General features: G+C 65.4%; 25 protein-coding genes. 8 read left to right on the top strand and 17 right to left on the bottom strand.

The genetic code is table 11. The features are described from left to right. Window positions 1–103 precede the first annotated feature (103 nt). Together AC2FNS_RS08430 and soxR are read right to left on the bottom strand one after the other, a co-directional pair. Window positions 104–1,750, bottom strand: coding sequence for an electron transfer flavoprotein-ubiquinone oxidoreductase (locus tag AC2FNS_RS08430; protein WP_496711633.1), 1,647 nt, complete (start codon window positions 1,748–1,750; stop codon window positions 104–106). A 136-nt stretch (window positions 1,751–1,886) separates the two neighbouring features. Next, window positions 1,887–2,342: a redox-sensitive transcriptional activator SoxR gene (gene soxR, locus AC2FNS_RS08425; protein ID WP_496683011.1), complete on the bottom strand. Its 456-nt coding sequence runs from the start codon at window positions 2,340–2,342 to the stop codon at window positions 1,887–1,889. Window positions 2,343–2,431: 89 nt separating this feature from the next. Between soxR and AC2FNS_RS08420 the strand changes: the two genes are divergently transcribed. The 3 genes from AC2FNS_RS08420 (at window position 2,432) to AC2FNS_RS08410 (ending at window position 4,526) form a co-directional block, all read left to right on the top strand. Further along, the gene (locus AC2FNS_RS08420; RefSeq protein WP_496683014.1) at window positions 2,432–2,812 is read left to right on the top strand and encodes a VOC family protein; all 381 of its coding nucleotides are present in this window, start codon (window positions 2,432–2,434) and stop codon (window positions 2,810–2,812) included. 238 nt (window positions 2,813–3,050) lie between these two features. Continuing rightward, window positions 3,051–3,521, top strand: a complete 471-nt coding sequence (gene greA / locus AC2FNS_RS08415; protein ID WP_496683017.1) for a transcription elongation factor GreA — start codon at window positions 3,051–3,053, stop codon at window positions 3,519–3,521. 12 nt (window positions 3,522–3,533) lie between these two features. Next, entirely contained in the window at window positions 3,534–4,526 is a 993-nt protein-coding gene (locus AC2FNS_RS08410; RefSeq protein ID WP_496711632.1) for a hypothetical protein, read from the top strand. Here the strand turns inward: AC2FNS_RS08410 and AC2FNS_RS08405 are convergent. From AC2FNS_RS08405 to AC2FNS_RS08385, 5 genes are read right to left on the bottom strand one after another with little or no spacing between them, the layout of a single operon-like run. After that, window positions 4,523–5,131, bottom strand: coding sequence for a GNAT family N-acetyltransferase (locus AC2FNS_RS08405; RefSeq protein WP_496711631.1), 609 nt, complete (start codon window positions 5,129–5,131; stop codon window positions 4,523–4,525). The two genes, AC2FNS_RS08410 and AC2FNS_RS08405, sit on opposite strands and share 4 nt — an antisense overlap. Then, a complete protein-coding gene (locus AC2FNS_RS08400) occupies window positions 5,128–6,387 on the bottom strand; it encodes a molybdopterin-binding protein (RefSeq protein ID WP_496711630.1) in 1,260 nt (419 codons plus the stop codon). Before AC2FNS_RS08400 ends, AC2FNS_RS08405 begins: the two co-directional genes overlap by 4 nt. Window positions 6,388–6,407: 20 nt before the next feature. Beyond that, window positions 6,408–6,917 carry a molybdopterin-guanine dinucleotide biosynthesis protein B gene (gene mobB, locus AC2FNS_RS08395; protein WP_170436021.1) on the bottom strand — a complete coding sequence of 170 codons (510 nt, stop codon included), beginning with the start codon at window positions 6,915–6,917 and terminating at the stop codon, window positions 6,408–6,410. Beyond that, window positions 6,914–7,570, bottom strand: a complete 657-nt coding sequence (gene mobA / locus AC2FNS_RS08390) for a molybdenum cofactor guanylyltransferase MobA (protein ID WP_496797578.1) — start codon at window positions 7,568–7,570, stop codon at window positions 6,914–6,916. The genes mobB and mobA overlap by 4 nt, the downstream gene beginning before the upstream one ends. Next, on the bottom strand, window positions 7,560–8,504 hold the full coding sequence (locus AC2FNS_RS08385; protein ID WP_496687973.1) for a formate dehydrogenase accessory sulfurtransferase FdhD: 945 nt from the start codon (window positions 8,502–8,504) through the stop codon (window positions 7,560–7,562). The genes mobA and AC2FNS_RS08385 overlap by 11 nt, the downstream gene beginning before the upstream one ends. Between AC2FNS_RS08385 and AC2FNS_RS08380 the strand changes: the two genes are divergently transcribed. Both AC2FNS_RS08380 and AC2FNS_RS08375 read left to right on the top strand, forming a co-directional pair. Then, complete coding sequence (locus AC2FNS_RS08380; RefSeq protein WP_496711628.1) at window positions 8,503–9,219, top strand: AzlC family ABC transporter permease; 717 nt, start codon at window positions 8,503–8,505, stop codon at window positions 9,217–9,219. The genes AC2FNS_RS08385 and AC2FNS_RS08380 overlap by 2 nt on opposite strands. Beyond that, the gene (locus AC2FNS_RS08375; protein ID WP_496683035.1) at window positions 9,216–9,548 is read left to right on the top strand and encodes an AzlD domain-containing protein; all 333 of its coding nucleotides are present in this window, start codon (window positions 9,216–9,218) and stop codon (window positions 9,546–9,548) included. Before AC2FNS_RS08380 ends, AC2FNS_RS08375 begins: the two co-directional genes overlap by 4 nt. On the opposite strand, the gene AC2FNS_RS08370 is transcribed toward AC2FNS_RS08375, so the two are convergent. The 7 genes from AC2FNS_RS08370 to AC2FNS_RS08340 all read right to left on the bottom strand — a co-directional run bounded on the left by AC2FNS_RS08370 (window position 9,537) and on the right by AC2FNS_RS08340 (window position 16,069). Next, the gene (locus tag AC2FNS_RS08370; RefSeq protein WP_496683037.1) at window positions 9,537–10,169 is read right to left on the bottom strand and encodes a hypothetical protein; all 633 of its coding nucleotides are present in this window, start codon (window positions 10,167–10,169) and stop codon (window positions 9,537–9,539) included. The genes AC2FNS_RS08375 and AC2FNS_RS08370 overlap by 12 nt on opposite strands. A gap of 16 nt (window positions 10,170–10,185) precedes the next feature. Beyond that, window positions 10,186–10,320 carry an aa3-type cytochrome c oxidase subunit IV gene (locus AC2FNS_RS08365; RefSeq protein WP_496683040.1) on the bottom strand — a complete coding sequence of 45 codons (135 nt, stop codon included), beginning with the start codon at window positions 10,318–10,320 and terminating at the stop codon, window positions 10,186–10,188. Window positions 10,321–10,388: 68 nt separating this feature from the next. After that, a complete protein-coding gene (locus AC2FNS_RS08360; protein WP_496797579.1) occupies window positions 10,389–10,973 on the bottom strand; it encodes a hypothetical protein in 585 nt (194 codons plus the stop codon). Then, on the bottom strand, window positions 10,960–12,798 hold the full coding sequence (locus AC2FNS_RS08355) for a glycerophosphodiester phosphodiesterase family protein (RefSeq protein ID WP_496711626.1): 1,839 nt from the start codon (window positions 12,796–12,798) through the stop codon (window positions 10,960–10,962). The genes AC2FNS_RS08360 and AC2FNS_RS08355 overlap by 14 nt, the downstream gene beginning before the upstream one ends. Before the next feature lie 64 nt (window positions 12,799–12,862). Further along, complete coding sequence (locus AC2FNS_RS08350; protein ID WP_496683048.1) at window positions 12,863–13,315, bottom strand: DUF6173 family protein; 453 nt, start codon at window positions 13,313–13,315, stop codon at window positions 12,863–12,865. A gap of 4 nt (window positions 13,316–13,319) precedes the next feature. After that, on the bottom strand, window positions 13,320–14,366 hold the full coding sequence (locus AC2FNS_RS08345) for an MBL fold metallo-hydrolase (RefSeq protein ID WP_496711625.1): 1,047 nt from the start codon (window positions 14,364–14,366) through the stop codon (window positions 13,320–13,322). Next, entirely contained in the window at window positions 14,366–16,069 is a 1,704-nt protein-coding gene (locus AC2FNS_RS08340; RefSeq protein WP_496711624.1) for an acyl-CoA dehydrogenase, read from the bottom strand. The genes AC2FNS_RS08345 and AC2FNS_RS08340 overlap by 1 nt, the downstream gene beginning before the upstream one ends. Window positions 16,070–16,204: 135 nt before the next feature. Between AC2FNS_RS08340 and AC2FNS_RS08335 the strand changes: the two genes are divergently transcribed. Next, window positions 16,205–17,155, top strand: a complete 951-nt coding sequence (locus AC2FNS_RS08335) for an L-threonylcarbamoyladenylate synthase (protein WP_496727579.1) — start codon at window positions 16,205–16,207, stop codon at window positions 17,153–17,155. On the opposite strand, the gene AC2FNS_RS08330 is transcribed toward AC2FNS_RS08335, so the two are convergent. Next, window positions 17,156–17,710 carry a YqgE/AlgH family protein gene (locus AC2FNS_RS08330; RefSeq protein WP_490359821.1) on the bottom strand — a complete coding sequence of 185 codons (555 nt, stop codon included), beginning with the start codon at window positions 17,708–17,710 and terminating at the stop codon, window positions 17,156–17,158. 144 nt (window positions 17,711–17,854) lie between these two features. Between AC2FNS_RS08330 and AC2FNS_RS08325 the strand changes: the two genes are divergently transcribed. Continuing rightward, window positions 17,855–18,667 (top strand): protein-disulfide reductase DsbD domain-containing protein, encoded by an 813-nt coding sequence (locus AC2FNS_RS08325; RefSeq protein ID WP_496712266.1) that lies wholly within the window; start codon window positions 17,855–17,857, stop codon window positions 18,665–18,667. Window positions 18,668–18,671: 4 nt separating this feature from the next. Further along, window positions 18,672–19,103, top strand: a complete 432-nt coding sequence (locus tag AC2FNS_RS08320; protein ID WP_496683059.1) for an NUDIX hydrolase — start codon at window positions 18,672–18,674, stop codon at window positions 19,101–19,103. On the opposite strand, the gene AC2FNS_RS08315 is transcribed toward AC2FNS_RS08320, so the two are convergent. Next, window positions 19,070–22,471 carry an efflux RND transporter permease subunit gene (locus AC2FNS_RS08315; protein WP_496712265.1) on the bottom strand — a complete coding sequence of 1,134 codons (3,402 nt, stop codon included), beginning with the start codon at window positions 22,469–22,471 and terminating at the stop codon, window positions 19,070–19,072. The two genes, AC2FNS_RS08320 and AC2FNS_RS08315, sit on opposite strands and share 34 nt — an antisense overlap. Before the next feature lie 4 nt (window positions 22,472–22,475). Beyond that, window positions 22,476–23,930: an efflux RND transporter periplasmic adaptor subunit gene (locus AC2FNS_RS08310; RefSeq protein ID WP_496712264.1), complete on the bottom strand. Its 1,455-nt coding sequence runs from the start codon at window positions 23,928–23,930 to the stop codon at window positions 22,476–22,478. Window positions 23,931–23,985 lie beyond the last annotated feature (55 nt).

Raw genomic sequence — 23,985 nt, 5'->3', positions numbered from 1 at the left:
AGAACCTGCCTTGTCTGCCTGTACCTGCAGCACAAGCTAGGGCCTTGGCCGACCAGAGGCAATGGCCCAGCGGTCACGGCTGTGCCATTGCCCCGTTTCCTGCCTACATGTTGGGATAGTTCGGACCGTCCCCACCCTGCGGCGTGGTCCAGTTGATGTTCTGGCTGGGATCCTTGATGTCGCAGGTCTTGCAGTGCACGCAGTTCTGGAAGTTGATCACGAAACGCGGCTGATCCTCGTCGCGCACGATCTCGTAGACGCCCGCCGGGCAGTACCGCTGAGCGGGTTCGTCATATTTCGGCAGGTTCACTTTCACCGGGATCTCGGGGTCGGCCAGCTTGAGGTGGCAGGGCTGGCTTTCCTCGTGGTTGGTGAAGGAAAACGCCACATTGGTCAGCCGGTCGAAGGACAGGGTGCCGTCGGGTTTCGGATAGTCGATGGGCTGATGCTTGCTGGCTTCTTCGGTGGCTTCGGCATCGGTCTTGCCGTGACCTAGCGTGCCGAACAGCGAAAAGCCCAGTGTGTTGGTCCACATGTCCAGACCACCCAGAGCCAGCGAGGCGGTCAGGCCCCATTTTGACCACATCGGCTTGACGTTGCGGACCTTTTTCAGATCGGCGCCGATGGCACCGTTGCGCACTTCGGTCTCGTAATCGGTCAACTCGTCGCCGCCGCGGCCGGCCTTGATGGCCTCGAACGCGGCCTCGGCGGCTGCCTTGCCCGACAGCATCGCGTTGTGGTTGCCCTTGATCCGCGGCACGTTGACCATGCCCGCCGAACAGCCCAGCAGAGCCACGCCCGGCGCCACCAGCTTCGGCATCGACTGGTACCCGCCCTCGGTGATCGCGCGGGCGCCATAAGCCACGCGCTTGCCGCCTTTCAGCAGGTCGGCCACCATCGGGTGATGCTTGAACCGCTGGAATTCCATGTAGGGAAACAGGTGCGGGTTCTTGTAGTTCAGGTGCACCACGAAGCCCACATAGACCTGGTTGTTTTCCAGGTGATAGATGAACGACCCGCCCCCGGCATTGCCGCCCAGCGGCCAGCCCATCGTGTGGGTGACGCTGCCTTCCTTGTGCTTGGCGGGGTCGATTTCCCAGATCTCTTTCATGCCGATGCCGTATTTCTGCGGCTCTTTCCCGGCCTGCAGGTCATATTTGGCGATCACTTCCTTGGACAGCGACCCACGCACCCCTTCCGAGAGGAAGACGTATTTGCCGTTCAGTTCCATCCCCGGTTCGGTGTTGGGGCCATATGATCCGTCAGGCTCCAGCCCGAACACGCCGGCCACGACACCCTTGACCTCGCCATTGTCGCCATAGACCAGTTCTGAACAGGCCATGCCGGGGAAGATCTCGACGCCCAGCGCCTCGGCCTGTTCGGCCATCCAGCGGCAGACATTGCCCATCGAGACGATGTAGTTGCCGTGATTGTTCATCAGCGGCGGCATCGGCCAGTTCGGGATGCGCAGCTGGCCGGCCTCGCCCAACATATAGAAATTGTCTTCGCGCACAGGCACGTTCAGCGGCGCACCCTTTTCCTTCCAGTCGGGGATCAGCGCATCCAGGCCGCACGGGTCCAGCACCGCGCCCGACAGGATATGCGCGCCAACCTCGGACCCCTTTTCGAGCACCACGACGTTCAGATCTGCGTCGAGCTGTTTCAGACGGATGGCCGCAGACAGGCCCGCGGGGCCTGCGCCCACGATCACCACGTCGTATTCCATCGCTTCGCGTTCAATTTCGGCCATCGTGGGCTCCTCCGCTAACTATCCGAATTGGCGCCTGGGGCGCGGGCTCGGCGAAATTTTGTTTCCCGGCTGATTACCTGCTGGAAAAGACCTTGGTCAATCAAAACACGGCGTAACATTGCTGCAATGCGGCAGATCAGCCCTCGGGCGCGTCACCCATCAGGTACCTGGGACCGCTACCATAGGTTTTTGCCCGGTCGTCGGGGTTGTAGAGCGCGCATTTCGGCAGGCTCAGGCAGCCGCAGCCGATGCAGCCGTCCAGATTGTCACGCAGACGCAGCAGAGTGTCGATTCGCTGATCCAGATGCGCGCGCAGGCCAAGGCTGATCTTTTTCCAATCCGCCGGTGTGGGCGTGCGGTTGTCGGGCAGCCCGGCCAGAACCTCGCGGATTTCAGGCAGGGTCAGGCCGAACTGCTGGGCGATCATAACGAAACTCAGCCGACGGATGTCGGCGCGCTGGTACCGCCGCTGACCGCCCGGATTGCGCCAGGGGGAAATCAGCCCCTGCGCCTCGTAATAGCGGATGGCGGATACCGCCAACCCCGTGCGGCGCGCCAGCGCGCCGATGGAAAGGCCCTCGGATGCGGGCATGATCTCCTCCCGAAAAAATCTCTTGAGCTCAAGTTAGGTTTAGGAATTACGGTGAGTCGAAACAAGCCTGAACATGAAAAGGAGACCCCATGATGGCGACGCTGGAACACACGAACTTCACCGTCCGCAACCCGCAGGCGACCGCCGCCTGGATGCAGGACGTATTCGGATGGAAGACCCGCTGGGAGGGCCCGGCGATCGCGGGCGGCTATACCGTGCATGTGGGCAGCGCGCATACCTATCTGGCGCTTTACGCCCCGGCCGACCCGAAACCGTCGGGCGAAAGCAGCTATGACACCATCGGCGGGCTGAACCATGTGGGCGTGCTGGTCGAGGACATCGACGCAACCGAAGCCAAGGTCCGCGCCGCGGGCTTCGAGCCGCACAACCACGCCGACTATGAACCCGGTCGCCGGTTCTATTTCGACGACGACAACGGCATTGAATTCGAGGTCGTTCAATATGATTGAGATGCTCTGGTTCGGCGCCGAGGCGCATCGTTGGAAACGCGGTGATCTGCTGGGGCATCGGCACAATCGGAAACCCCCACCACCCCGACGGCGTTAAGTTGCGGATTGCAGGGGCCAAACCCCTTGGCCTCTTGCATTTCACGCCATATTTGGGTCAGGTAATTGCCAACCCATCTTTCGCCCCGACGCTGGTCTCATGCGGCGGGGCGACTCAATTTGTGCGTGGAAAAAAGAAGATATGGAAAAGATCCCCATGACGCCCGCGGGCTTTGCCGCGCTCGAGGCAGAGCTCAAGCAACTCAAGTCCGTTGAACGCCCCGCGATCATCGAGGCCATCGCCTCGGCGCGCGAACTGGGCGACCTGAAGGAAAACGCAGAATACCACTCGGCCCGCGAAAAACAGGGCTTCATCGAAGGCCGCATCAAGGAACTGGAAGGCGTTCTGTCGCTGGCGGACGTGATCGATCCGACCAAACTGTCGGGCGCGATCAAGTTCGGCGCCAAGGTCACGCTGGTGGACGAGGACACCGACGAGGAAAAGACCTGGCAGATCGTGGGAGAGCATGAGGCCAATATCGAAAAGGGCCTGCTGAACATCAAATCGCCCATCGCCCGTGCCCTGATCGGCAAGGAAGAAGGCGACAGCGTCGAAGTGCGCACCCCCGGCGGCGTGCGCTCGTACGAAGTGCTGAGCATCCACTACGCCTGATCGGAGCGCGCCATGTCGGGCCAAGACCCTGATCCGGACAGCAAACGGCCCACCTGGCTGGGCATCTATGACCGTCCGGGCCGCCCCAGCGTCACCGGGATCGAGATTGCGGCCGCGGCCCTCAGCCTGATCTGGCTGGTGGTGGCCGTGGTCTTTCTGGTGCTGCCCGAGCAGACGCAGGCCGGCAGTTTCATCGTGATGCTGCTGGCGGTGTTCATGCCGGTGGCGATGATCTGGGTCGGGGCGCTGGCCATGCGCGCCAGCCGCATCATGCGCGAAGAAAGCGCCCGGCTGCAGACCGCGATCGACGCGATCCGCCAAGCTTATGTATCGCAGCAACAGCGGTCGGCCAGCACCTACGAACCCGCGGTGGCCCGGAAACTGGATGAAATCGCTGCGGCTGCCCGGCACACCCAAAGCACGCTGGCCACGTTCTCCAGCAAGCGGCGGGATCTTGCGCCGCAGGCAAGACCTGCTGCGCCCTCGGGCCAGACCTCGTTGGAACTGGGCACCCCGGTCGAAGAGTTAGCGACTCCTCTGCCCACCGACATTTTCATCCGCGCGCTGAACTTTCCCGAAACCGCCGAGGACACCGAAGGCTTCAACGCCCTGCGCCGCGCCATGAAAGACCGCAAGACCGCGCAACTGGTGCAGGCCGCCGAGGACGTGCTGACCCTGCTCAGCCAGGAAGGCATCTACATGGACGACCTGCACCCCGACATGGCCCGCCCCGAGGTCTGGCGGCAGTTCGCCAAGGGCGAACGGGGACGTGCGGTCGCCGCGTTGGGCGGTATCCGCGACCGGTCGTGCCTGGCGCTGACCTCGGCGCGGATGAAGCAGGACCCGATCTTTCGCGATGCGGTGCATCACTTCCTGCGCCGCTTCGACACCATGATCGTCGAGTTCGAACCTCAGGCCAGCGACGCCGACCTGACCGCTTTGGGCGACACGCGCACGGCGCGCGCCTTCATGCTGCTGGGCCGGGTGGCCGGAACCTTCGACTAGCCACCGTCCGGCACCACCCACCGCATTTTCGTGGCCGAACTGAAGCCGAACAAGTGTTTGAACGGGCCGGTACGGTCCTGCCCGATCGCCTGAAGCCCTTCGCGCTCGTACAGGATACGCTCGCGCGGGTTGGTGTCGATCACGTCCAGTTGCACCTCGTGCATGCCCAGCCCCTGTGCCTCGTCCTTGATCGCCCGCAGTAATAGGGTCCCGACACCCTGCCCGCGCGCCTCGGTCGCTACGCATATGCCATCCAACTGGAACACGCCCGGCTTCAGGTCGCGCTCCAGAACGCTCAGGATCAGGCCGCGCCATAGGGCGCCGAACCAGCCATAGACCCGGGCCAGATCCGCCGGCCCGCCCCCAGCCCGCCCTGCGTCAGCCCGCCGTCGCGGGTCTTTTACCCCGCCAACCCCGGCATCCGACCATTCGCATCCCGCGCCACCAGAGCGAAATCGGGGTTCAGCGCCCGTTCGAAAAAAGGCCATGCCGCGCGCGTCCGGCCTCATGACGCGCGACAGTTTGCCCGAAAACGCCTGCCAGAACCGCTCAGCCGCCCGCGCGGGCGCATCGGGGGAAAACCCGCGAGAGACCGAAACCGTCACAGGCCGAAACTGCCATAGGGTATGAAGCGAACCGGGTCTCCGGGCTGGATGTCCAGCGGGCCGTCCGGCAGTTCGACCAGCCCTTCGGCCCAGCTGAGCCCGCTGATGCGACCCGACCCTTCCGAGTGGAACACCTCGACCCGACCGTCGCGGACCCGGGCGCGCAGGTACTCACGGCGGCCCGGTTTCTTGCGCTTGGCGAACGCGGCGGGCAAGTCAAAGCCCTGCGGCTGCTGCCAACCCTCGCCCGCCATCAGGCCCAGCGCGGGCCGGGCAAAGATCAAAGTGCAGATCATCGCCGCCACCGGATTGCCCGGCAGGCCGAACACCGGCGTGCCCTGCCACAGGCCCAACGCCAGCGGGCGGCCCGGCTTCAGCGCGATGCGCCATTCCTGCAAGGCTCCCGTCGCCCGCAACAGGGCCGAGACATGATCCTCGTCCCCCGCCGAAGCGCCGCCGCTGGTCAGGATCGCGTCAGTCTGTTGCGCGGCCTGGTCCAGCCGGTCTCGCAGCACGGTCCGGTCGTCACCCACGCGGCCCAGATCGACCGGCACAAAGCCCATCCGTTGCAGCATCGCCAACAGCATCGGGCGGTTCGCATCATAGATCTGACCCGGCCCCGCGGCCTGGCCCGGATCACGCAATTCATCGCCGGTGGACATAACCCCCACGCGCAAGGGGGTGCGGACCGGGACCTCGGCCACGCCCACCGCGGACAGCAGCGCCAGATCGGCAGGCGTCAGGCGCCGCCCGGCCGGCAGAGCCAAGGCGCCGGCCTGCACGTCTTCGCCCGCCTTGCGCGTGTTGGCACCGGCCTTCAAAGGCCCATTGAAGGCGATGTGGCCGTCCTGCACGGCCACATCTTCTTCGAGAATGACGGTGTCCACCCCCTCGGGCAGCGGTGCGCCGGTCAGAACGCGCAGCGCCTGACCCGCCGGCACAATCCCCGCGAAAGGCACACCCGCCGCCGCGCGCCCCTCGGTCAGCAGCAAGACATTCGGGCCCTCGGGCCGACCACCGGCAAAGCCGTACCCGTCCACCGCCGTGTTGGGCAGCGGCGGATTCGACCGTTGTGCGATCACGTCCTGCGCTAGAACGCGCCCGCAGGCTTGACCAACGGGCAGGGTCTCGACACTGGCCACCGGGTGCAACCGGTCGCGCAACAGAGCCAGCGCGTCATCGACCGGGGTCCATTCGACCCCCGGCGGCAGGGCGAAACAGTCGTTTTTCAGCGGTGGAGGCGCAATCTTCGGCATGATCCGGTCCTCGGGCATGGTCAGGGGCTGGGCCGCGGCCCCAAGCCGACCTCGGTCAGGATGAAATCGGCAATGGCCGGCGTGTCGTTCAGATCGAAGACCGGACGGTCCAGATCCAGCGGCGTGTCGCTGGCCACCGCGCGGATCGTCGGATCGTCGGCGGCGATCAGCGGGTTTCTGGGCTGGGCGCGAAAGGCCTCGACCTTGGGGTGGCGCGCGCGCTTGTAACCCTCGACCAACACCAGATCGACCGGGGACAGACGCGCCAGAAGGTCGTCCAACGGCGGCTCGGGCGCGCCGCGCAGCTCTTGCATCAAGGCGAGGCGGCGGCTGGATGCCAGCAGGACCTCGGACGCCCCGGCGGTTCGGTGACGGTGGCTGTCGGTGCCCGGCTGGTCCACGTCAACCGCGTGGTGAGCGTGTTTGACGGTCGAGACACTGAACCCGCGTCCGGTGATCTCAGCCACTAGCCGCTCCATCAATCCGGTCTTGCCCGCATTCTTCCAGCCGGTAACGCCATAGACCTTCATGCCCGCTCCAACAGTTGCTGCGCCCGGATCAGATCTTGTGGCGTGTTGACGTTGAAGAACGGATCGAAAGGATCGGCCGGAAACAGCGCCTCGCGCCCGTCATGGCGGTCGGTCCACAGAACCACCTTGCGCAACCCGTCCGTCAGGGCCGCGCGCAGGTCGTCGCGCAGAGCCACAGGCCACAGGCCAAAGGTCGGGTGCCGGTTGACCCGGCGGCCACCGCCGGATTTCAGCGCCTCGTCACCGGTGCGCGGCGTGGTGGCCAGAACCAGCGGATGAGCCTGCCCCTGCGCCGCCAGCACTAGCCGGTCGACCAGATCGCGCGGGAAGAACGGCGTGTCGGCGGCAGCGGTGACGATACAATCAGCGCCCTGCCCCGCCGCCCAATCCAACCCGACCAGCACACCCGCCAAGGGACCAGCGTAACCCGCGATGCTGTCCGGCAGGACCGGCAGGCCAAGGTCGGCAAAGCGTGCCGGATCGCCATTGGCGTTCAGCGCCAGCCCGGCCACCTGCGGCACCAGCCGGTCGATCACATGCGCCAACAAGCTTTGCCCGCCCAGTTGCAGCAACCCCTTGTCGCCGCCGCCCATCCGCGTGGCCAGACCTCCGGCCAGTATGATGCCGAGGGGGCGTGATGTTTCAACTCCCATCGGCACTTTTCCTTCGGTGTTTCCGATCCTCGACCGGCACGCTGGCCGGGTCCGCGTCGCGCAGCAGCCGGTCCTCGCCCGACAGGCACACAAAGCGCTGGCCGCGCATCCGGCCGATCAGGGTCAGGCCGACCTCGCGCGCGATTTCGACGCCCCAGGCCGTAAAGCCCGATCGCGAGGCCAGAACCGGGATGCCCATCATCGCCGTCTTGATCACCATCTCCGAGGTCAGCCGCCCGGTGGTGTACAGGATCTTGTCGCCGGCCGCCTCGCCTTCGGACAGCATCCAGCCGGCGATCTTGTCCACCGCGTTGTGGCGGCCCACGTCCTCCATATAGACCAGCGGGCGACTCTCGCGACACAGAACCGTGCCGTGGATCGCCCCGGCCTGCAGGTACAGCGATGGCGTGCGGTTGATCTTGGCCGCCAGATCATACAGCCACGAGGTGCGCACCTGAACCTGCGGCAGGCGCACGCCTTCCAGCCCCTCCATCATGTCGCCGAACACCGTGCCCACCGCGCAGCCGCTGGTGCGGGTCTTTTTCTTCAGCTTGTCCTCGTACGAGGTTTCGCGGGCGGTGCGCACCACCACGGTTTCCAGATCGTCATCGTAATCGACGCGCGTGATCTCGTCATCGGGGCGCAACATGCCCTGGTTGCGCAAAAATCCAAGAGCCAGATATTCGGGGTAATCGCCGATGGTCATTGCGGTCACGATCTCTTGCGAATTGAGGAAGATCGTCAGCGGGCGCTCTTCGACAACCGAGATGCGGCTGACCTCGCCATTCTGGTCCACCCCCTCGACCGCGCGGGTCAACCGCGCCGCGCCCGGATCGGGGGCGATGATGTATTCCGACAGATCGACTTCAGTGGCCAATTGCAACCCTCTCTCTGACCCGCTACTGCTGCGCAGACCACCATAGGATCTAGCCATGGCAACCTCCACATCCAAGTCATACTATTGGCAGGGTTTTCGCGACGGGACCCCGTTCGTCTTCGTGGCGGTGCCCTTCGGCACTCTGTTCGGCGTCTTCGCGACCGAGGCCGGGCTGAACATCGTGCAGACCATGGCCTTTACCTCGACCGTGTTCGCCGGCGCCGCGCAATTCGCCGCCCTGCAACTGCTGCAGGACGGAACACCCACCGCGATCATCCTGATCTCGGCCCTGGCGGTGAACCTGCGGATGGCGATGTACTCGGCCTCGCTGACGCCCTATCTGGGTGCGGCGCCGCTGTGGCAACGCGCCTTCGCCGCCTATCTGACGGTGGACCAGTCCTATGCCTGCTCGATCGTGCAGTTCGAGAAGGAACCCGGCATGACCGTCGCCCAGCGCGTAGCGTATTTCGTCGGCTCGGTCACGCCGATCACGCCGCTTTGGATACTGGCCACCTATCTGGGCGCGGTTCTGGGCACGCGAATTCCCGAAAGCTGGGCGCTGGATTTCGCTCTGCCGATCACCTTTCTGGCGATGATCGGCCCGATGATGCGCACCCCGGCTCATGTGATCGCCGCGCTGGTGGCCATCATCGTGTCGCTACTGTGCGCAGGGGTGCCGTACAATCTGGGCCTGCTGATCGCAGGCTGCGCGGGCATGGTGGCCGGGGCGCAGGCCGAGGTGATGCTGGAACGTAGAAAGGCCCTGCCATGAGCGCGCCCGATCCGATCACCATCTGGACCATCATCCTCGGGCTGGCGATCGGCAGCTACGGCTTGCGTTTCGTCTTCATCGGCCTGATCGGAGACCGGCCGATGCCGCCTTGGCTGCTGCGGCATCTGCGCTATACCGCGGCGGCAATTCTGCCGGCGCTGATTGCGCCGCTGGTGGTCTGGCCGACCGCAACGGGTGGCCAGCCCGACCTGCCCCGAATGTCGGCCGCGGTGGTCGCGCTGAGCGTGGGCCTGATCACCCGAAACGTGTTGGCCGCGATCTTTGCCGGGGCCGGCACGCTGTACGGGATGCTCTACCTACTGGGCTGAGGCCGTCTCAAGCTGGTTGAGCAGCGCATTGTTCGCGGCCAACCCGGCCTGCAGATCGGCGCTGTCATTTTCCCGGTATTCCGTCGTGACGACCCCTGGAATCTGTCCGAACTGATCGGACAGCTTGACCGGATAGAAAGTGGTCTTGATCTGTTCGAACCCCGGCACCTGCTGCAGCAGCCGCGCGGCCGAGTGGGCGCAGTAGGCCCCCGGAACCGGACCCAACTGTTTGGCCACTTGATAGGCGATCTCGGCCTGCTGGGGCGTCACCTGGATGGTCTGGATGCGCGCATAATGCGTCTCACGCGCGTGCGAACTGCGATAGGCGCGCTCGACCGCGGGGGTGATGCCATAAAGAACGTCATCCTTGATCGGCACCACATCGGCACGGAATGACCCGGCCGGGTCGAAGATCACCCGCTCGCTGGCGCTGATCATCAGCGACGTGTGCGCTCCGGCCCCCGTGCGCGTGTTGATCATCGTGTAGAGGGTCAAGGTCGGCGGACCCGAATCGCGGTACGACCGCGCCACTATCTCGGCCGGATCGGCCTGAGGGCGTTGCGAGCCAGTACAGCCCGCCACCGCAACCGCCAGCAGGGAGGCGATTAGAATTCGCAACATGCCGATCTTTTCTGGATCAGGCCGCGAAGATCGCGAGGAACAGAAGAACGAAGAAGATCACCGCCACCGACCAGGTGGTGAACTTGACGAAACCGTTGAAAGTTTTGCTCTGTTCGGTGATGTCCATCTCGCCGTGCTTGTAGTCAGCCATGTGTCCAAGAATCCCAATTCGCGTGTTTGCCCGTTTGGATAAATGATATTTTCGGCCGTGTCACGACGTCAATCGCGCGCAGTTAGACCATCTTGATCCTGCCCCGACGGTTCTCCGGCAAATATCGAACAGTCCGGGTAGCCAAACCCCCAGCGCCACGGCAGTCCGGTGCAGGGCCCGCCGCCGAAACGCACCGCCATATACATCGCCTCGGCCGTGATCGACATGGCCGAAATCACCTGTTGGGGCGTCATGTCATAGCGGGCGGCATAGTCCTGGGCCTGAGCGGCCCCGAAATCCTTGACGCATTGGCGCAACGCCCGGTCGGCGGCGAGGCGCGCGTCATAGCTGGCCTCGGGCGTCACCGCCCCGCCCGCATCGTGATAGGCACGGTCATGTGTCACGCAGCAGGATTCCCACGGCGGGTGTGCCTCGTAGACCGCGGCGAAGCTGGGAAAAGTGTCCGCGACCAATCGCCAGCTGGCCGACATACCGCCCGAACAGCCGTCGCTTTCGAACGGCGTCAGCGAATGACCCACCGATTGAGAGATCAAGGCCCGGTGCGCCGGCAGTTCCACACCGCGCATCACGTCTTGCGCGGCAACGGGCAGGGCCAGGCAGGCCAGAAGCGGCCACAGCTTACGGGCTTTCATCGCGCATCGCCTCGGTATCGACCGACAGGCCAAAGGTCGTGGCCAACCACAGCAGCAGCCGCTCGCCAGGTTCCATTTCGGCGCGGACACGCAGCACCTCACGCGCCATGGCAGGGCGGTCGGTGATCAGACCATCGACTCCCATCGAGGCCATCGACGACATCTGCAGCGGGTCATTCACAGTCCAGACATAGATATCCTTGCCTGCATCATGGACCGAGCGGATCAGCCCGGGCGTGACCATCCCGGCATTCACCGCGACGAAATCGCCCTCCAGCCCGGTCAGATCGCCCACCGCCGTGGCGGCCAGAACGCCGGCGCGCCAGTCCGGGCGCAACGCCTTCATCTTCTGCACCGCCGGGTATTTGAGCGACATGGTGGCGATGTCCTGCTCCATCCCAAATTCTTCGACGATGGCGGCCACGCGGTTTTCCAAGTCCACGTCATGGCCATAGTATTTCAGTTCGATGATGACCTTGGATTTACCATTCGCAGCTTGAAGAACCTCGCGCAGGGTCGGAGTGCGCTGATCGGCATATTCAGGCCCGAACCAACTGCCGATGTCGATCTGCGCCACATCCTCTATCGTGGCATCCCAGACCTTCAGATTGACCCCGCCCAGCTTCATGAAGTCGCTGTCATGGGCCACGATCACCTCGCCGTCGGCGCTTTCCTGTACGTCGATCTCGACCCAGTCGGCCCCGTCTTCGATAGCCTTCAGGACCGAGGCCATCGTGTTTTCCGGCCGCAGCGCCGCCGCGCCCCGGTGGCCGATCACGTCGGCATGATCGGGCGCCGATACCCGGTCCAGCACGTCCTGGCTGAACCAGATACCGGCCAGCAGGGCGGCGACGGCGGCGGTGACGGTCACCAAAACCGGGGCACGCAGGTTTCCGGCTTCGGAATGAGGAAGCTCTGCCGCCCGCGGTTCAAAAAACGCATCCAGCAGAACCGCCAGCGCGCCCAGCGCCACCGCCGCCAGCACCAACCCGCCAAGAGACCACAGCCCGGCCACCAGCAGGCTGAGCGTCAGGGCAAACCGCAGGTTCGTGCCCTGTTCGAGAGGTACAAGGTGGAACAACAGGCTGGCCACGGCGGCAATCAGCGCGGCGATCGCCAAACGTACGACCAGCCACAGCGCCAGGTCGATCTTCAACCGGCCGCGCTTGCCCTCCATTCGCCGGGCGCTTTCGGCAAAGGCCCCTGAAGGGGCAACGCCCTCGAACAGCACCAGATGCAGGGCCAGCGCCCACGCCGACAGGCGGCGGATCAGCACCCAAGCCAACGCCAGCACCACGAGTCCGATCAGCGCGACGGCTACCCGGAAAGCGGGCGGGTGGAAGGTCAAGTAATAGTTGATGTCGTATTCGGTCAGCGTCCACCACGCGATCAGGCCCGCGACCGCCACGAAGGGCACCGCCAGGACAAGAACGCGCAGAATGAAGCGCACCGCGAAGGAAAACAGCGACGGCAGGCGCGACAGGATCAACCGCAAGGCCGACCCGCCCGCCCGCCATGGGTCACTGTCGCCGATCCTGAGCGATCCGGCCATGACCGAAAAGACGAACACCTCGGCCAGCAGGAACAGGCCCAGAATGACCACCGCCGCCACGAAACCAACCGGCGACAGGATGAACATCGCGATGTCCTGATCGGTCAGCGCTGTTTGATCGGACATCATCACCGCCAGGTTCACGGTGAAAGCGACACCGGGTGCGATCAGCGCGATCAGCAGCAGCCGCACCGCCAGATAGATGGGGACAAAGGTCCGGCGCCGGGCCCACGCCCCGCGATAGGCTTCTGTTACGGTTGAGAAATGTGACACGCCGGCCCCCTTCGAATGCTGAATTCATTCAAGGCCGCGCAGATGCGAATTGCAAGCGTGACGCTCAGCCTTCCTCGAGCTTGGCCGCCAGGCGGAAGCCGATGCGGGTGGCGGGCTTGTCCTCGACCGTTTTGGGCAGGGCGCGCAGCATGACGTTCAGCTGGCTGACATGCTGCACCAGCTGGGTGCGTGCGCCCGAACCGTCCGAGCCGTAGAAAGTGATCACGTCGGGGTCGAAATATCCCATCCCCTCGATCCGCATCACGCCGGCGTCACCGCCGGTAAAGCCCATGGCGACCTCGTGATCGGCATCCAGCGTTTCTTCGAAATTCTGGATGTACAGGATCAGCCGCTCATACGCCCATTGGGCGGGGCTTTTGCTGTTGACCGGCTGGCGCAGGGGTTCGGGCAGATCCTTGGTGCCCGACGTGCTGTCCGGGTCGGCATGCACCTCATAAAACCGGGGCAGAGCCGCCGCTTCGGCGGCCTCGGCCGAGGTTTCGATCTTGTCCTGCATCGTCTCAACCTTTGCGCTGATACACCCATGCGCCGTCCTCACGGCGCGCCCGGGTCACGGCTCCAGTGTGATAAAGATGGTTCAGATGCGCAACCGCCTCGACCAGAGCAAGACCGTATTCACCTTCACGGATGGAACGTTTGAACAGGGGCACAAAACAGTCCGACGCCGCCTTGGGCGCGTTCAGATCGTCCAGCAGGCGTGCAAGAGCGCTGTGATGGTTCTCGATTAGTTGTTTCATGCGGATCGGCAGGCCGACAAAGGGCAGCTTGTGCCCCGGCAACACCAACTGATCGGGCCGCGCCAACTGTTGCAGGCGCTCGCAGGCTTCCAGCCAGTCAGCCACCGGGTCGGCCATCGGTTCGGTGGCATAGACGCCCAGGTTCGGGCTAATCGAGCTGAGGATCTGGTCGCCCGAGATCACCAGATTGTCGTCGCGGCTCCAGAACGTGGCGTGTTCGGGGGCATGGCCATTGCCCATATGCACGTCCCAATCACGCCCGCCCATGCGGATCACGTCGCCCTGCTTGATGCGGAGAAAGCCCAGAGGCATCGGATAAACCGTGTCGGCAAAATTGAAAGGCCGCTCGGACATGCGCTTGGCCAGGATCTCGGGGGCCATGCCGGCGCTGCGGTAGAACTCCAGCGTCTCTTCCGGCCAGTTCTCCTGCACGTCCAGCGTCAGCATTCGCGCGAACAGCCATGCGGTACGGCTCGAAACCAGATCGGCGCCATGCTCCGACTGGAACCATCCGGCATTTCCGACGTGGTCAGGGTGGTGATGCGTAACCACCACCCGGATCACCGGCTTGCCCGCAAGCGGCCCGGCCATAAGGTCGGACCACAGGCCGCGCGTCTTTTTCGATGAAATCCCGGTGTCGATCACCGTCCAGCCATCGCCGTCATCCAGAGCGTAGACGTTAACGTGGTCCAGCGCCATCGGCAGCGGCAGGCGCATCCACAGCACGCCCTCGGCGATTTCGGTGGCCTGTCCGGGCGCGGGCGGCTCGGGCCAGGGATGGCGAAACGCCGGAGGCCGCGCGCCGTCCATCACGCGGCCAGTTCGTCAGAGCTGAGCGCGAACAGGTCATTGGCTCCGATCTGCACCTGATCCAGCAGGCCAGCGTATTCCGGCAGGCGCGCGGTGATGTAGTACCGCGCCAGCTTGGCGCGCGGACCATCCGGATCGGCCAAAGCGGCGATCAGGTGGAAATGCGCGCCCAGCACGCGAGCAAAGGCGTTCAGATAGGCCACGGCCCCGGCAAAGCGGTTGTTCATGTCCTCTTGCGCCACCAGCCACTCGGTCGCCTCGCGTAGGGATTCGGTCGCCTCCCATACCGGGCCGGCCAGCTCGGGCACGGTGGCGCGGGCGCGCTCGGCGTGATCTTCGATCTCGTCCAACAGGCGGGCGGCGGCTTCGCCCCCGTCCATCATCTTGCGGCCAACAAGGTCCATGGCCTGAATGCCGTTGGTACCCTCGTAGATCGCGGTCACGCGGACATCGCGGTAGTACTGCGCGGCGCCGGTTTCCTCGATATATCCCATGCCGCCATGCACCTGAACGCCGGTTTCTGCCACGCGCATGCCGGTCTGGGTGCCGAACGCCTTGCAGATCGGGGTCAGCAGGGCCGCCCGCGCGGCCCAGTCGGCGTTGCCGGTGGCCTTGGCCATGTCGATGGCCGCGGCATTGGCCAGCATGATCGCACGGGCGGCGAACAGGTCGGCCCGCATGTCCATCAGCATCCGGCGCACATCGGCATGATCGATGATCGTGCCCGAAGGCGTCTTGCCCTGCTTGCGTTCCAGAGCATAGGCCAGCGCGTGCTGATAGGCGCCCTCGGCCGCGCCCACGCCCTGACCGCCGACGCCGAGGCGCGCGTTGTTCATCATCGTGAACATGGCGGCCATGCCCTTGTGTTCCTGGCCCACCAGCCAGCCCTTGGCGCCGTCATACTGCATCACGCAGGTGGGCGAGCCATGCAGGCCCATCTTGTGTTCCAGCGACACCACCTTCAGGTCATTGGCCACGCCCGGATTGCCGTTTTCATCGGGGATGTACTTGGGCACCAGGAACAGGGAAATCCCCTTGGTCCCCGGCGCGCCATCGGGCAGACGGGCCAGAACCAAGTGGCAGACATTCTCGCAGAAGTCATTGTCGCCCCACGAGATGTAGATCTTCTGCCCGGTCACCGAATAGGTGCCATCGCCGTTGGGTTCGGCCCTGGAGGTCAGCGCGCCCACATCCGACCCGGCCTGCGGTTCGGTCAGGTTCATCGTACCCGACCATTCGCCCGACATCAGCTTGGGCAGGTACAGCGCCTTGAGTTCCTCGCTGGCGTGGTGTTCCAGCGCCTCGATCTGACCCTGACTCATCAGCGGGGCCAGTTGCAGCGACAGGCAGGCGGCGCTCATCATCTCGTTCACCGCGGTGGTCACGGTCATGGGCAGGCCCATGCCGCCGTATTCCGGATCACCGCTCATGCCGATCCAACCACCCTCGGCGATGGCTTTCCAGCCATCGGCATAGCCCGGCGAGGTCCGCAGAACCCCGTTTTCCAGCCGCGCGGGGTGCAGATCGCCGGGGCGCTGCAGCGGGGCCATCACCTCTTCGCACATCTTGCCGGCCTCGGTCAGGATGGCGCTGACCACGTCCGGGGTGGCCTCGGCGAATTTCTCGGTCGCGGCGACGTCCTTGAAGCCCACGACGTGGCCCAAAAGAAACTCGTAATCGGAAATAGGCGCGCGATATGGCATGGTTTCCCCCGGAAATCCTGTGTTGGTCGCATTGTCGGGCTTGGCTTCCACGGCCCGCGTCGGTATTCATCCAAGCTTGTTCGATTACCTATCCGTCCGCCTGTTGCAAGCAACCAAAACGCCGCGTCACCAGCCATGAGCTTCCAGAACACGCAGAGTCTGACCGCCGATGCCGCCGGAATCGCCGACGCTGCCGAGTTGCTGCGCCAGGGCCGGCTGGTCGCCTTTCCGACCGAGACGGTCTATGGGCTGGGCGCCGATGCCCGCAACGGCAACGCGGTCGCGGCGATCTATGCCGCCAAGGGCCGGCCCAGCTTCAACCCGCTGATCGCCCATGTCGCCTCAGTCGAGGCGGCGCAGCGCCACGTGGAGTGGTCGGATCAGGCCCAGCAGCTTGCGGATGCCTTCTGGCCCGGCCCACTGACGCTGGTGCTGCCGCTGCGGGCGGGGCACGGGGTGTCGTCGCTGGTGACGGCGGGGCTGGACACGCTGGCCGTTCGGGTGCCGGCCCACCCCACCGCACAGGCGCTGCTGCGCGCGGTCGACGGACCCGTGGCCGCGCCGTCGGCCAACCCATCGGGGCGGATCAGCCCAACCACCGCGGCCCATGTACGCGAAGGTCTGGACGGGCGCATTGCCGCGATCCTGGATGATGGCCCCTGTGCCGTAGGCCTGGAATCGACCATCGTCGGGCTGGCTGGCGCACCGGCCCTGCTGCGCCCGGGCGGTGTCGCCGCCGAGCAGATCGAAGCCGTTCTGGGCACGAAGCTGAGCCATCACAAGCCCGGTGACCTGCTGACCGCACCGGGCCAGTTGCAGTCGCACTACGCCCCGGACGCCGCTGTTCGACTGAACGCCGAACAGCGCCGAGGGGACGAGGTGCTGCTGGGCTTCGGGCCGGTGGCCTGCGATCTGAACCTGTCGGAACGGGGCGACCTGCTCGAGGCTGCCGCGAACCTGTTCGCCTATCTGCACAAACTGGACAAATCCGGGCGTCCGATCGCGGTCAGCCCGATCCCCGGCCACGGCTTGGGCGCCGCAATCAACGACCGCCTGCGCCGCGCCGCCGCCCCGCGCAATTCCTGATCAGGCCCGCCCGGCGCTGGCCGACAGAGTCAGCGGATCGACCCCCAGCGTAGCCAGTGCGGCCTCCCACTTGTCATCGTCGGGCAGATCAAAGACCAGTTTCGAGGTCGCCTCGGCGGTCAGCCAGCCATTCAGGCCGATCTCTTCTTCCAGCTGCCCCGGCCCCCAGCCGGAATAGCCCAACATCAGCATCGCGTTCAGCGGCCCCTTGCCCGCGGCGATATCCTCGAGCACGTCCAGCGTGGCGGTCATGCTGAAATCGCCGGCCACATGCAGCGAATGCAGGTTCGCGTCATAGTCGGAACTGTGCAGAACGAACCCGCGCGACAGCTCGACCGGGCCGCCGAAATGCACGAGGCGCTCGCCCACGATCGGGATCTGACAGGGGATGTTCAACTGGCCCAGCAACGTCTTGACCCGCAGGTCCGACGGCTTGTTCACGATCAGACCCATCGCGCCATCCTCGCCATGGCTGCAGATGTAGACCACCGAGTGGTCAAAGCGGGGATCGCCCATTCCGGGCATCGCGATCAACAGTTTTCCGGTCAGATCCATCGGTTGAAGACTCTTTCTTCGTATTCCCCCACAATGGCCCCGCGTGCCCCGGATTGGCAAGGGATCACGCCAGATTTCGCAGCTTTGCCGCAGGTGACCGGAACGTGACTTGGCAAACCGGGCCACAACACGCATGTATGAACCATGACCAGCATGTTCAAATCCCTTGCCACGATCCTGTCGACCTGCCTTTTTCTGGCCGCGCCGGTCCGGGCGCAGGGCGTGGACGACATCGTGCAACTCGACATCCTGGATGGAGGGCTGTCGCAGGACGGCACCTATCTGGGCGCTCTGCGCCTGCGGCTCGAGGATGGCTGGAAGACCTATTGGCGCGCGCCCGGCGATTCCGGCATTCCCCCTCAGTTCGACTGGGGCCGGTCCGACAATGTCGGCGCGGTGTCCGTCATCTGGCCCGCACCCGAGGTATTCGACCAGAACGGCCTGAAATCGATCGGCTACGCCAGGCAGGTCGTGCTGCCGATCAAGATCACGCCCAAGACCGCTGGCCAGCCGGTTCGGCTGAGGGGCGAGGTCGATCTGGGCGTCTGCAAGGACGTGTGCATTCCGGCCACGCTGGGCTTTGACCACGCGCTGGACGCGGGCGCGCCTCGCAATCCCGCCATTGCAGCGGCATTGGCGCAGAGGCCCTATTCCGCGCGCGAAGCCGGCGTATCGTCCGCCACCTGCCACCTGAAACCCACGGCGGATGGCCTGTCGGTGCAGGTCAGGATCTCGATGCCGCCGGCCGGCGGTGCCGAAGTGGCGGTGATCGAACCGGGCAACCCCGCGCTGTGGGTATCACCGGCCGAAACCATCCGGCAGGGCGGCACCCTGATTGCCTCGGCCGAAGTGGTCAGCGCCGACGGCGGGCCCTTTGCTCTGGACCGGTCCAACCTGCGGATCACGGTTCTGGGCGCGCGCCACGCAGTCGACATCCGCGGCTGCAGCGCCGGTTGACCCTATGAGCCGGTTCCCCCGAATCGGCGCCCTGGCCGTGGTGGTGCAGGACGGGCAGGTGCTGCTGGTACAGCGCAGCAAGACCCCAGATGCGGGGCTTTGGGGATTTCCCGGTGGGCATGTGGAGTGGGGCGAGACCGTCCTGCAGGCCGCAGCCCGCGAGTTGCTAGAGGAAACCGGCGTGACCGCCAGCCCGCAGCACTATCTGGGCAACCTGGACCTGTTGCACCGAGATGAGACCGGGCAAGTCCGCGCGCACTACCTGCTGGTGGGGGTGGCCTGCCGGTTCGAGTCGGGCACGCCCAAGGCCGGCGACGACGCGCTCGACGCGGCCTGGTTTCCCACCGAACGTATCCTGAGCGGCGCCCTGCCGATGAGCGCGCGCGTGCCGGAGCTGCTTATTCAGGCCCTAGCCCGGGCCGAGAACCGCGCATAGAGCAGGCTCGACACCAGCATCCCGACGACCAGAATGACCACGGCTCCTGCCGCAAAGGCACCCAGCCCCATGCGCAGGATCGCAGGCCCGTCAGGCCCGCCGTAAAAGCCCGCGACAACCCCGGCCGGGGCGCCCGCAACCAACGGCCAGACCATCGTGACCATCATCCACATCAGCATCGCGGCACCGGTACCCATGGCCGAGGCGCGCACCACCCGGTCCGGCGCGCGCAGCGCCCTGCGCATCGCGGTCATGGGGCGGGCAACGTCATTCAGTATGGCCAGCAGCGCCGGCACCAGCAACAGAACCAGAACCATGCCGAACGCCAGCCCATAGACCAGCGTGATCACCGTCGGCTTGAGGAACTGAGCCTGTTGCGACCCTTCGTACAGAAGTGGGGTCAGCCCCAGAACCGTAGTCAGCGTGGTCAGCATCACGGGCCGCAGACGGTCGGCCGTGCCTTCGATGATCGACGGCACCAGCCCGCGCTCCTGCCGGTACTGGTCGATGGTCGTGACCAGCACGATCGAGTCGTTGATGATGATCCCGGTCATGCCCAGCAACCCCACCACAGTGAACATGCTGAGCGGAACATCCCAGATGTAGTGACCCCAGATCGTGCCCACCAGGCCGAAGGGGATGATCGACATCACCACCAGCGGTCGGGTCCAGCTGGCGAAGACCCAGGCTAGCACAAGGTAGATCCCGGTCAGGCACAGGATCAGCCCGGTTCGGGCCTCGGCCAGGAATTCGTTTTCCTGTTCGCTCAGGCCGGCCATGCGCCAGTCGACCTGTTTGTCGGCGGCGATCTTCGGTAGAATCTCGTCGTGCATGGCGCGGGCGATTTCCGCAGCGCGGGCCGGGTCATCCTCGGAGATGTCGCCCTTGACCGTCACGACCCGCAGCCCGTTCTCCCGGCGTACCGTCGAGAACCCCGACTTGCGCTGAACCGAAACGATGTCGGCCAACGGCACATAGACACCCTCGGGCGAACGCATCAGGGTGCGTTCCAGAAAATCGGCCGTCAGTTCGCCTTCTGGCAGCTCGACCCGGATCTCGGCACTGCGGGGTCCGTCAGGGAAGGTCGCGGCCTCGATCCCGTTCAGGCGGTTGCGCAGCACCCGGCCCAGTGTCTCGATGCGAAAGCCCAGCGCCTCGCCCTGGGCCGTCAGGTCCAGAACGAACTCTTCCTTGTCATAGGCCAGGTTGTCTTCAAGCGCCGAAACCTCGGGGTATTTCGACAGCTCGGCTTGCAGCGCCTCGGACGCAGCCTTCAACGTGCTCACGTCGGCGCCATAGAACTGTACGTCGATCGCATCGCCCCCTGGACCCGAACGCCAGCCCCGGAAGCTGAGCAACTCGACCTTTGGGTGGCGCGGCGCGAATTCCTGCAGCTCGCCCACGAATTCGAAACTGGAATAGGGGCGCAGGTCGGCGTCGATCAATTCGATCGAGATGCCACCCAGTAGATCGCTGTCCTTGCCCTGCGCGGCCGACAGGCCATAGCCGGCGCTGCCGCCGACCTCGGCCAGGACATAGTCGATGGGGTTGCGGCCATGGCGTTCTTCGTAGATCCGGCCCAGTTCCTCGGTCGCGCGCTGCAGCATGTGCATCATTTCCAAGGTATCCGCGCGGGTGGCGCCCTCGGCCATGATGAAATTGCCGGTGACCGAGCCGCGCTCGGGGGCGTTGAAGAACCGCCAGGTCACGTCGCCCCGGATGAACAGCGCGATCTGGCTGGCCAAGATGGCGACCATCAGCGCCACCACCACATAACGCGCCCAGATGGCCCAGGCGACCAGCGGGCGGAACAGATGGTCGCGCACCCAGCGAAAGCCCCGGTTCACCACCCGGTTGGGCCAGTCGTACCAGTGTTCCTTCGCTGAATGCGCAATGGCGTGGGACATGTGGTTGGGCAGGATCAGAAAGCATTCGACCAGCGAGGCGGCCAGCACCGCGATCACGGTAAAGGGAATGTCGCGGATCAGCTCGCCGAACCGGCCGCCGATGACGGTCAGGCCGAAAAAGGCGATCACCGTCGTGACGGTGGCGGCAAGGACTGGCATCGCCATGTGCCGGGCCGCGCGTTCAGCGGCAACCACCGGTGGCTCGCCCAGGCGGCGGGCGCGGAAATCGGCATGTTCGCCCACGACGATCGCGTCATCGACCACGATGCCCAGCGTGATGATCAACCCGAACAACGAGACCATGTTGATCGACAGCCCGCCGATATACATCAAGGCGATGGCAGCCGACATGGCCACCGGAATGCCTGCGGCCACCCAGAAGGCAATGCGGGCGTTCAGGAACAGAAACAGCAGGCCCACCACCAGGCCCAGCCCCATCAGGCCGTTGTCGATCAGGATGTCCAGCCGGTCGGTGATGGCCTGCGCGCGGGTACGGATCAGGTCGATCGTGATGCCTTCGGGCAGGGTGGCCTGCATCTCGGCCACCACGTCTTCGACCGTGTGCTGAATGCCGATCGCGTCGCCCAGGTTCGACCGGTCCACGCGGATCGACATGGCCGGGTTCTCGCCCACGAAATAGCTGCGGTTACGGGTCACCCCCTCGAGCCGGATTCGCGCCACGTCGCGCACCACCAGCTTGGACCCATCGGGATAGTTGCGCAGCACGATGCCCTCGATCTGTTCGGGGCTGCGCTTTTCGATCCCGGTGCGGATCCGGGCATTGGCCCCAGACACATCGCCCGCGGGGTTGACGGTGACTTCGGCGGCAATGGCGGCGGCGATCTCGGACATCGTGATGTCGCGGGCGATCAACTGCGCGGTGGGAACCTCGACCACGATGCGGGGTGCGGCCAGCCCCCGGATCGTGGTACGGGTCACGCCGGCCGCGAACAGACGGTTGATCAACTCGTCCGTCAGCCGGGCCAGCTGCTCGGCCTCAACGGGGCCGGTGATGACCACATCCGTCACCCGATCGCTCCACGCTGACCGCCGGATCGAGGGCTCTTCGGCGTCCTCGGGCAGGTTGGTGACGCTGTCGATGGCGGTGCGCACGTCTTCGATCGCGCGGGCCATGTCCCAGTTCGGTTCGAATTCCAGGGCGATGTTCGCGGTTCCCTCGCGCGAAGTCGCTTCGGTGGTGGCGACGCCATCGATCCCCTTCAGCGCGGGTTCGAGGATCTGGACGATGCCACTGTCCATGTCCTCGGGACCGGCGCCGTCCCATTCGACGTCGATTTCCACCCATTGCATCACGACATCGGGAAAGAACTGCGCCCGCATGTTCGGGGCCGCGGCCGCCCCCAGGACCAGCATCACCACCAGCAAAAGGTTGGCCACGGTCCGGTGCCGGGTGAAATAGCTCAGCAGGCCGCCGGCCGCATCCGGGATCCCGCGCATCATCGCGCTAGCCCCCCGTCCGGGTTTCCAGGCGCTGCACCAGTGACGCAGGCACCTTCGAGGCGGCCAACTGGTTCAGCACCCGGGTCTTGACCTCTTGCGGCATACGCTCACTGGCCTCGACTTGGGCCACCAGCCGCGCGCGCTGTTCATCGCTCAGCTCGACCATGTCGGGGTCGGCGGCCGCGCTGTCCTCGATGCGGACGGGGCGCACCCGGACACCGGCGCCTAGCAGCGGCGTGCGCGCCACCACCACTTCGCGCCCGGCAAGGCCCGCCCCGCGCAACAGAACCGCGTCACCCTGTCGGCGCACCAGCTCGACGGGTAGAACCGCAAGGCGGTCCTCGCCCTCGAGCACAAGCACCGTGCCCTGCGCATCCAGCGCCGAGGCCGGCAGGCGCACCACGTTTTCCAACGGCTGTTCCTGCACCGAGACGGTGACGAAATCGCCCGGCTTGAACCCCGTCGTCTGATCCAGCCGCGCAAAGATCAAACGCCCGGTCTGGCCTTCGCCAGCCGAGCCGCTGTCACGGCTGATGCGTCCGGTGGCGACCAGATCGGTCCCCGTCACCTCGAGCGAGACCGTGACCGGCGCCGTGATCAGCGCGCCCCGCTCGTCCAGCAGGCGCACATATTGCGCGGTGGACACCCGGAACGCGACCTCGAGCGCCTGCGGATCCACCAGTTCGGCCAGCTTTTCGTTCGCGGTCACCAGCCCGCCCTCGACCAGCGACACACCCGAAAGCGTGCCGTCGAACCCGGCCCGGATCGTCATGTCATCGACATCGCGTTCGGCCGCGTCCAAGGCGATCTGGGCGCGCGCCAGCAGCGTGGTCGCCTGATCGACCCGCGACTCGGCCTGGGCCAGCGCGATCCGGCGCGACAGAACCGTCTGGCGGGCCGAGGCGGCGGCCAGTTCCGCCTCTTCGACGCTGGCCGTTGCCCCGACCCCGCGCTCCAGCAGATCCTTCTGGCGCTGCAAGGCCCGTTCGCGCAGGTCGGATTGCGCCTGCGCGGCGCGCAGTTCGTCCTGCGCCAAAAGCAGCGCGCGTTCCGCGTCGCGCTGTTCGAACTGCGCATCCAGCAGATCCGAGCGCGCCCGTTCCAGCGCGGCCAAGGCATCGGCGGGGTCCAGTTGCACCAGAACCTCGCCGGCGCGGACTTCGCCGCCCTCTTCGAAATTCTCCGCCAGGCTGATCACGCGCCCGCCAAGCGCAGCCCGCAACTCCAGCCGGCGGCGGCTCTGGACCTGTCCGAAAGCCTCGAGATACGGGGTGGCCGTCGTCACCTCGGCCTTTTGCACGGTGACGGCGAATACCCGTTCGCGCGGGGGCGGCGGGGTGGAATCGCGGGTCATCACCTCTTGCACGGCACCGGTGATCAGTTGCGCGGCCACCAGCAGCAACGCCAACATCAGCGACGCCAGAAAGATACCGACAAGGCTTTGCCGCAGAAATCGCATCGATCATTCACTCCGGTCGCAGCAGGCTGCCATGCACACGAACGTAGCCTGACAG

The organism is Ruegeria sp. BHSA191 (assembly GCF_059613325.1).
The sequence above is the reverse complement of the archived record's forward strand: the minus strand, read 5'-3'. Positions and strand labels throughout refer to the sequence as shown.